Source organism: Neobacillus drentensis (assembly GCF_036965245.1).
Classification (GTDB): Bacteria; Bacillota; Bacilli; order Bacillales; family Cytobacillaceae; genus Neobacillus; species Neobacillus drentensis_G.
Genome location: NZ_JBALPG010000018.1, coordinates 40,611 through 47,990, shown reverse-complemented (window position 1 = coordinate 47,990; position 7,380 = coordinate 40,611). Strand labels below are relative to the sequence as shown.

7 protein-coding genes are annotated in these 7,380 nt (G+C 35.8%); 5 read left to right on the top strand and 2 right to left on the bottom strand.

The window, feature by feature from the left end; translation table 11 throughout:
* Nucleotides 1-2 precede the first annotated feature (2 nt).
* The 3 genes from V7150_RS05370 to fabZ all read left to right on the top strand — a co-directional run bounded on the left by V7150_RS05370 (nt 3) and on the right by fabZ (nt 2,953).
* The gene (locus V7150_RS05370; protein ID WP_335514523.1) at nt 3-1,223 is read left to right on the top strand and encodes an ATP-binding protein; all 1,221 of its coding nucleotides are present in this window, start codon (nt 3-5) and stop codon (nt 1,221-1,223) included.
* Nucleotides 1,224-1,510: 287 nt separating this feature from the next.
* Entirely contained in the window at nt 1,511-2,497 is a 987-nt protein-coding gene (locus V7150_RS05365) for a ketoacyl-ACP synthase III (protein ID WP_335514532.1), read from the top strand.
* 30 nt (nt 2,498-2,527) lie between these two features.
* Nucleotides 2,528-2,953, top strand: coding sequence for a 3-hydroxyacyl-ACP dehydratase FabZ (gene fabZ, locus V7150_RS05360; protein WP_335514528.1), 426 nt, complete (start codon nt 2,528-2,530; stop codon nt 2,951-2,953).
* Nucleotides 2,954-3,114: 161 nt separating this feature from the next.
* Here the strand turns inward: fabZ and V7150_RS05355 are convergent, their stop codons facing one another.
* Nucleotides 3,115-4,875, bottom strand: a complete 1,761-nt coding sequence (locus V7150_RS05355) for a sensor histidine kinase (RefSeq protein WP_335514521.1) — start codon at nt 4,873-4,875, stop codon at nt 3,115-3,117.
* Nucleotides 4,862-5,578: a response regulator transcription factor gene (locus tag V7150_RS05350; RefSeq protein WP_335514518.1), complete on the bottom strand. Its 717-nt coding sequence runs from the start codon at nt 5,576-5,578 to the stop codon at nt 4,862-4,864. Before V7150_RS05350 ends, V7150_RS05355 begins: the two co-directional genes overlap by 14 nt.
* A gap of 179 nt (nt 5,579-5,757) precedes the next feature.
* Between V7150_RS05350 and V7150_RS05345 the strand changes: the two genes are divergently transcribed.
* Both V7150_RS05345 and V7150_RS05340 read left to right on the top strand, forming a co-directional pair.
* On the top strand, nt 5,758-6,447 hold the full coding sequence (locus tag V7150_RS05345; protein WP_335514515.1) for a hypothetical protein: 690 nt from the start codon (nt 5,758-5,760) through the stop codon (nt 6,445-6,447).
* A complete protein-coding gene (locus tag V7150_RS05340) occupies nt 6,447-7,352 on the top strand; it encodes an ABC transporter ATP-binding protein (RefSeq protein ID WP_335514511.1) in 906 nt (301 codons plus the stop codon). The genes V7150_RS05345 and V7150_RS05340 overlap by 1 nt, the downstream gene beginning before the upstream one ends.
* Nucleotides 7,353-7,380: the final 28 nt, after the last annotated feature.

Below are 7,380 nucleotides of genomic sequence, written 5' to 3'. Positions count from 1 at the left end.
TTATTATCCTTTGTATATTTTTCTACCAAATATTTTGGTTAGATAAAGATGGAAAAGAAGCACGTAATGATGTATTAATTTCCTTTCTTGCATCTATTGCGATCGTTCTTTGTATGACGTTCCCCTTTAAGTTTAATTCCGGTTACATTTATGATTTACGGCTTATCCCAATCCTTTTAGCCGTGCTCTATGGTGGTTTTAGGAGCTTTATTTTTATTACCTTTGTATTTCTTTCTTACCGTTTTTATTTGGGTGGAAACGGATTTTTCCCTGCAGTTATAATATATTTTATGATTACTTCTATAACTATGGCATTACAATATTTTCTGGCTGATTATTTTAAAAAAAGAATAATATTGTTCAGCACATTGCTTCTTACTATTTGTACTATTTCCTTTTCCATCTTCGCTATAATGAGCCAAATACGATTAAGCGCTAAAGTTCAACCTGATTTTATTCACTTTTTAACCAATTATATAGTAATCAATATTCTTACTGTTTTGTTATCTCTTTACTTAATTGAAGGAATGATCGAAAGGTTTAAGATGAAAGAAAAAATTCACCGTGCAGAAAAATTTATTGTGACTAGTGAATTAGCTGCATCTATAGCTCATGAAATAAGAAACCCGCTGACATCGGTATATGGATTTATGCAAATGTTTAGTAAAAACGAAATCTCCGAAACACATAAGCCTGAGTATATCCAAGTTATGCTCATGGAGTTAGAAAAAGCACAACTCGTTATTAACGATTATTTATCCCTTATAAAACCACAAGTTGTTGTGAAAGAAATATTAGATATTAGACCAATTGTCCATCAAGTAATTGATACTATTTTACCGATGGCAAGCCTTCATAATGTTAAAGTTGAAAGCGATATTATTAGTTCTCTTTATATCAATGCCAACGTCGTTAATATAAAACGGTGTTTAACTAACATTGCAAAAAATGGGATTGAAGCCATGACTAATGGAGGGATACTAAGAATTAATGTGAAAAAGATAAAGAAAAATATTGTAATTGATATTATTGATTCAGGAATTGGAATGTCGCCTGAGGAAATCAAGCGAATCGCTATGCCGTTTTATTCTACAAAAGAAAAGGGAACCGGACTAGGCACTATGATTTCATACGGTATTATTAAAGAACTAAACGGAGATATCGAAATAAAAAGCGAAAAAGGAAAAGGAACACGGTTTTCTATTATTATTCCTTCTTCATGAAAGATTTCGATGTTACAAGATTCTTAAGAGCATGTTTTGATTTGACTCATACAACTCAGTTTTGATTAAGTAACCTGGTTAGTGAATTTTCTACCCAGGTTATTTTTTCTTATCCCCCTTGGTGACTATACAATTATTATTTAACCCCGTTCTTCCTCAGAACGGGGTTATGTGTATTTATAAATCAACCAACTTTTTATTGTCAATTTACAATTTTTATCATTAAATTTATACTAGGTACTAATACTAGGTGATATAATAAAAGAAAAATGAGGTGAAATATAATGATTAAATCAAAAGCCCGTATTACAGCTATTGGTACCCATGTTCCTCAAAAAAAATTATTAAATGAAGACTTAGAAAAGATGGTAGATACTAATGATGAATGGATTGTTCAGAGGACTGGCATGAAGGAAAGAAGAATAGCAGGAGATGAAGAATTTGCTTCTCATTTAGCTATCAATGCTATTGAAAATTTGATTGAAAAATATAATAAAGATATACAGGATGTTGATTGTATTATAGTTGCAACGACAACTCCTGACTATGCATTTCCTAGTGTGGCATGCCAAATTCAGAGTCACTTTAATATCCCTTGTACAGGAGCTTTTGACTTAAATGCTACCTGTGCAGGTTTCACATATGCTTTACACTTAGCTAACAATTTAATTACTTCCGGAGCACATAAAAAGATTTTAGTTATTGCATCCGAGACTTTATCAAAAGTAACTGATTATAAAGATAGAACAACCTGTATTTTATTCGGAGATGGTGCTGGCGCTATGCTAGTCGAATATGATAAGGAAAATCCTAGTTTCTTGGCTAGCCATATGGGAACGAATGGAGAAGGTGGTATTCATGTATATAGAACAACGTTTGCAACTACTATGGAAGATAAACCATTAAATAAATCTGGAAAGATGGTTCAGAATGGAAGGGAAGTATACAAATGGGCAGCCCGTACTTTACCAATAGGAATACAAGAATTATTACTTAAGACAGAATTAGACATCGAGGATATTAACTGGTTTATACCACATAGCGCGAATCTAAGGATGATTGAATCCATTTGTGAAAAATCAGGTTTTTCTATTGAAAAAACTTTAACTAGTATGAAGTATTTTGGGAATACCTCATCTGCTTCTATTCCACTAGCACTAAATCTAGGAATTGAAGAAGGAAAAGTTCAAAATGGAGATACTTTATTGCTCTATGGCTTCGGAGGAGGACTTACACATTTAGGGCTTGTTTTAACTTGGAATATAAATTATTAAAATATAGTATTGGTAATGGAGGCTTTAATTTTGTATGATACTCAAAAAATTAAAGATATAATTAGACATCGCTATCCATTTCTTTTAGTAGATAGGATTCTGGAATTAGAAGAGGGAAAAAGAGCAGTTGGTATTAAAAATGTAACAGCAAATGAAGGTTTTTTTAATGGACACTTTCCTAATTTCCCAGTTATGCCAGGTGCATTAATTGTAGAAGCGTTAGCTCAAGTAAGTGCAGTTGTGATGCTAACTAAAGAAGGAAACCAAGGACGATTAGGGCTTTTAGCAGGTATAGATAATTGTCGTTTTAAACAGCAAGTAAGACCAGGAGACGAACTTCATCTTGAGGTTGAAATCACTCGTCTAAAAGGTCCTATCGGAAAAGGGAAAGGTATTGCTACTGTTGACGGCGAATTGGTTTGCGAGCTTGAACTGATCTTTGCATTTGGTGATTAATATATTGTTGAATTTCAAAATAGTGTATCTTGTTTGTTTTACAAATCGTGTGGGATGATTAAATAAAGTTTTATAGTAAGGGGTGATTAAAAGGGAGAGAGGAGAAGCAAGAGGACGGTTCTTATGCTTTATTTTTTAGAAGCATAAGAGCCGTCTCTTGATTATATCCCCGGGTTTTTAATATTTTCCTCTATTAATAGGGGAAGGATAATTCGAACGGTTGTGCCTTTTTGAGGCGCGCTTTTTACATTAATGGAGCCTCCGTGTAGATGTACCAATTGTTTGGTGATGGCCATTCCAAGTCCAGTTCCGCTGCCGGAGTCGCTTGTATTGGTGCCCCGGTAGTAGCGGTGGAAGAGTTTATTGAGTGTTTCATTGTCCATGCCGATGCCATCATCCTCAATGGTAATCATCATAAGATGTTGTTCAATAGATGAAATCGTTACCGTAATCTTCGTACCAGAAGGATTATATTTGATGGCATTCGCTAGCAGGTTATCAATAATTCGTTGAAACCATTTGGGATCAATCGATGCCATAATAGTCCCATTATACGGTTTGAAGAGAAATTCTTTATCATTATTAGTTGGATCATTGATGAAATGAATAATAGTTAGACGGATGAATTCATTCATGTCTACCTGTTCTTTTGCAATTGGCAAAGCCTGATTTTTTAAGCGATAGGTTAATGTTAAGTCCTCAAGTAAGTTCATCATATATGCTGATTTTTCCGTTATAATTCCCGCGAATTCCCTTGTCTCCGCCTCTGTCCAAGAATAATTTTCGGATTCAAGCATTTGCGCATAACCGGAAATGGAGGAAAGCGGCGTTTTCAAGTCATGGGAAAGACCGCTAATCCATTCTTCCCGGGTTTGTTTCATTTTCCGCCGTTGTGCTTCGTTTTGTTTTAGTATCTCTGTTAATTGTGAAAGGGTTGCAATAAGATCCTTGTACAAACGATACTTCCTTTTTAGTTTTCCCTTTTTATTTAACATCATCGGGCGTTGATGGAGATCATGCGGCTGTTCAAATAAACCATTACCAAGATTTTGAATCCATTTCATCATCATGATCAATGGAACCCCGAATTTCCGTGCATACCAAAATGTACCCATCAACAATAGCAGAAATAATAAAATAGGAATGACGACGAAACCTTTATTCATCGTTTTAGCCAAGCTTACTTCAAGATTTTGGATTGAACTAGTATCATCTAAGCCAACAATGATTGTTTGTTCTGACTTTTCATCAAAGTAAGCGTCAATGGAGTCTTGTTTTTTCTTTGAAATGCTGTGAAGCTCCTGAATCGAGTATGTAATGGGTTCCTTATGTGTACCGTATTGATCTACTACTTTACCATTTGGATCAATCAATTGTGCCCAGCCATTTTCTTCATTCAATTGTTGAAGAGTGGCAGAGGTAAGATGAAGCTGATGATTTTTCCAATCGATATTTGACTTAATTTCGTTTAATAATCTAGTTTCCGTAATCTTTCTTCCGAATAAAATCAAGTATGGCTGAGGATATTTTTCTTTTAACAGCCAATGCGTGTATTCTTCAGAGGCGGAGCTATCTTGCAGCAGTAAAGCAGCCACCTCACTTTGTGTAAACTGGGTCGGGACTTGTTCAGGTGCATGGTAGGATCCGATGACATCGCCTTTTTGAGTTAGGACAAGGAGCCATCCGTTTTGGTTCGCTACGAGCTGTTTTAATTCATTATCAAATGTTGCTTTATTTTCATGAATCGTAATCCTATTAGAAAAAAAAGAGTCATCTGCCTTAGATAGATCCTGGGTAACCTCATTATTCATAATCGATAGGCCAATGATTCCCCAAATGAAGATTAATAGAAAGAAAAATAGGATAAAAACAAGGATTAACTGGATAAAAAATTGAACAATAAAACGTTTATGGATGTTCATGGCTGCCACCATCAGGTACAAATTTATAGCCAAGCCCTCTTACGGTAACAATATGACGCGGCTTACTAGGATTGTCCTCGATTTTTTCCCGAAGCTTTCTAATATGGACCATAACAGTATTATCCTCACCTAGAAATTCTTCGCCCCACACTTTCTCATAAAGCTGGTTTTTACTAAATAGCTGATTTGGATGTTTACAGAAGAAAAGAAGGAGCTGATAGACTTGTGCTGGAAATTCTACTGTCCTTCCATTTACGCTCACTTCCCCAGAGAGTGTGTTTACATGGAGGGGTCCAAATTGGTAAAACGGTTTAGAAGTATTTGTGATTTTTCCAGTGTGACGACGTAAATGGGCTTTAATCCTTGCAACGACTTCAAGGGGATTGAAGGGTTTTGTGATATAATCATCTGCGCCTAATGCAAAGCCTGAAAGTTTATCTAAATCTGTAGACCGAGCTGTCAGAAAGAATATAGGGGCATCGGTCGTTTCCCTAATGAGGGGGCAAATTTCAAAACCGCTGCGATTTGGAAGCATCACATCCAAAAGAATTAAGTCATATCGTTTGGCTTGACATAAGGTAAGCGCCTCCTCAGCTGTACCTGCCGTATCAATAAAGTTAAATGCTTCTTTTTTTAAAATCGTTGTTAACATATGTAAAATGGCTTTCTCATCATCGACAATTAATAATTGTGGTTCGTGCATAAAGAAACTCCTATCCTATTTCAATCTATAAATTATCATATCATTCAGCTGTAAAAAATCTAGGAATTAAGGAAAAATTAAGGTGGATTTTCGAGTGGCTTAAGAAAGAAAAAATATAATGATGGTAAATCGATAAAAGAGATTAATAGTAGAATGAAAGTAGAAAGGGGAATTCAAATATGTATGTAATCGGTAAAAGGGAATTTATAAGCCTATTCAAAGGGGTTAAATCGTGTATAGTCATTGCGATTTTATTGTTAACTTCCTATTATTCAGCAAAGTTCGCTGATTTTTTAATGTCGGGGATTAATCTTTCAGCAAAAGAAGCTGAAAATATTCATACGGTTGGTCTTTTGGGATTGTTGTTACTCCTAGGCCAATTATTTATAGCAGGACTCTCCCATGATACAATTAACCAAGAGACACACGAACGCACGATGCGATTTTTAGTAACAAGAACGTCAAGAACCTCCATTTTACTTGGGAAGTTTTTCGGTATTTGGATGTTTTGGTTTATTTGTTTGACGGTTTCCTTCTTGCTTATCAGTATTTTTGCACAGAAGATCGATTTTTTCATTTTCTCTCAGACTATAAGTTTAGTAACCATTCAAATATCCTTCACTATCCTGCTTTCTGTCCTAATTCCTAAGCCTGGGTTTACGATGTTTTTGGGAATTGTGTTTGGATTGGCTTTTCCGATTTTGGGATTCTGGGTTGTGCTTACATCAAATGTCTGGGTAAGCTGGACGAAGTTTTTTACCCCCTTTTATTATTTGGAGCGAGAAGACTTTTCTTTTTTAGTGATTTTTATATTGTCAGGTATCATGCTCTTTTTCGCCAATTTCATTTTTAAAAGGAGGGAATGCTGATGATCGCCATCGAAACAACACAACTGAAGAAATCGTATGGATCAGTGCCAATCGTAAAAGGAATTGATCTTATCGTAGAAAAAGGAGAAATCTTTGGATTCTTAGGTCGTAACGGAGCAGGTAAATCCACTTTTATTAACATGTTGACCGGCATTATTCAACCAAGTTCTGGCACATACTCACTGTTAAGTGTTAAAGGTCCCAATGATCAAGTAAAGAAACGAGTTGGGGTAATGCCGGATTACTCCACTTTATATACTTCTTTAACCGCAATGGAGCATTTAAAATATCTTTCGGCTTTGTCAGGAAAGGCGGCCGGAAAGGAATGGTGTTTGGAGGTTCTAAAGTTAGTGGGGCTGGAATCGGATGCTCGAAAAAAAGTAGCTAAATTCTCATTTGGAATGAAAAAGAAATTAGGGATTGCCCTAGCCATCATCCATGATCCTGAGCTCATTTTCCTTGATGAACCCACTTCCGGTTTAGATGCAGAATCTGCGATTCATATCCATAAGCTAATTCGCGGGCTGCAAAAAAGAGGGAAGACGATATTTATGACATCCCATAATCTGGCTGAAGTAGAGAAGCTGTGTACCCGAATTGCGATTATGAAAGAAGGAGAGATAGTCAATAGCGGCACAATGGATGAACTTAGATCCTTCTATCGGTCGACCATCAAGGTTAAGATCAAGCATTCACCAGTGCCGAAATCGGAACAAATGAACTTACATCAGTGGCTCGAGTCAGCTGGAACAGATATAGAAATGAACGATCCTTATTTAACTATCACGGTAAAAGATGAGAAAAGAATTGCTGAAATAATTCGAGCGTTTCAGCAATGCAGGGCAGATGTTCTTCGTGTTGAAGTGGAAGAACCATCGCTCGAAGACATATTTCTAGATGAATAGCTAAATGTCTAACTTAGCATTTCGTCAT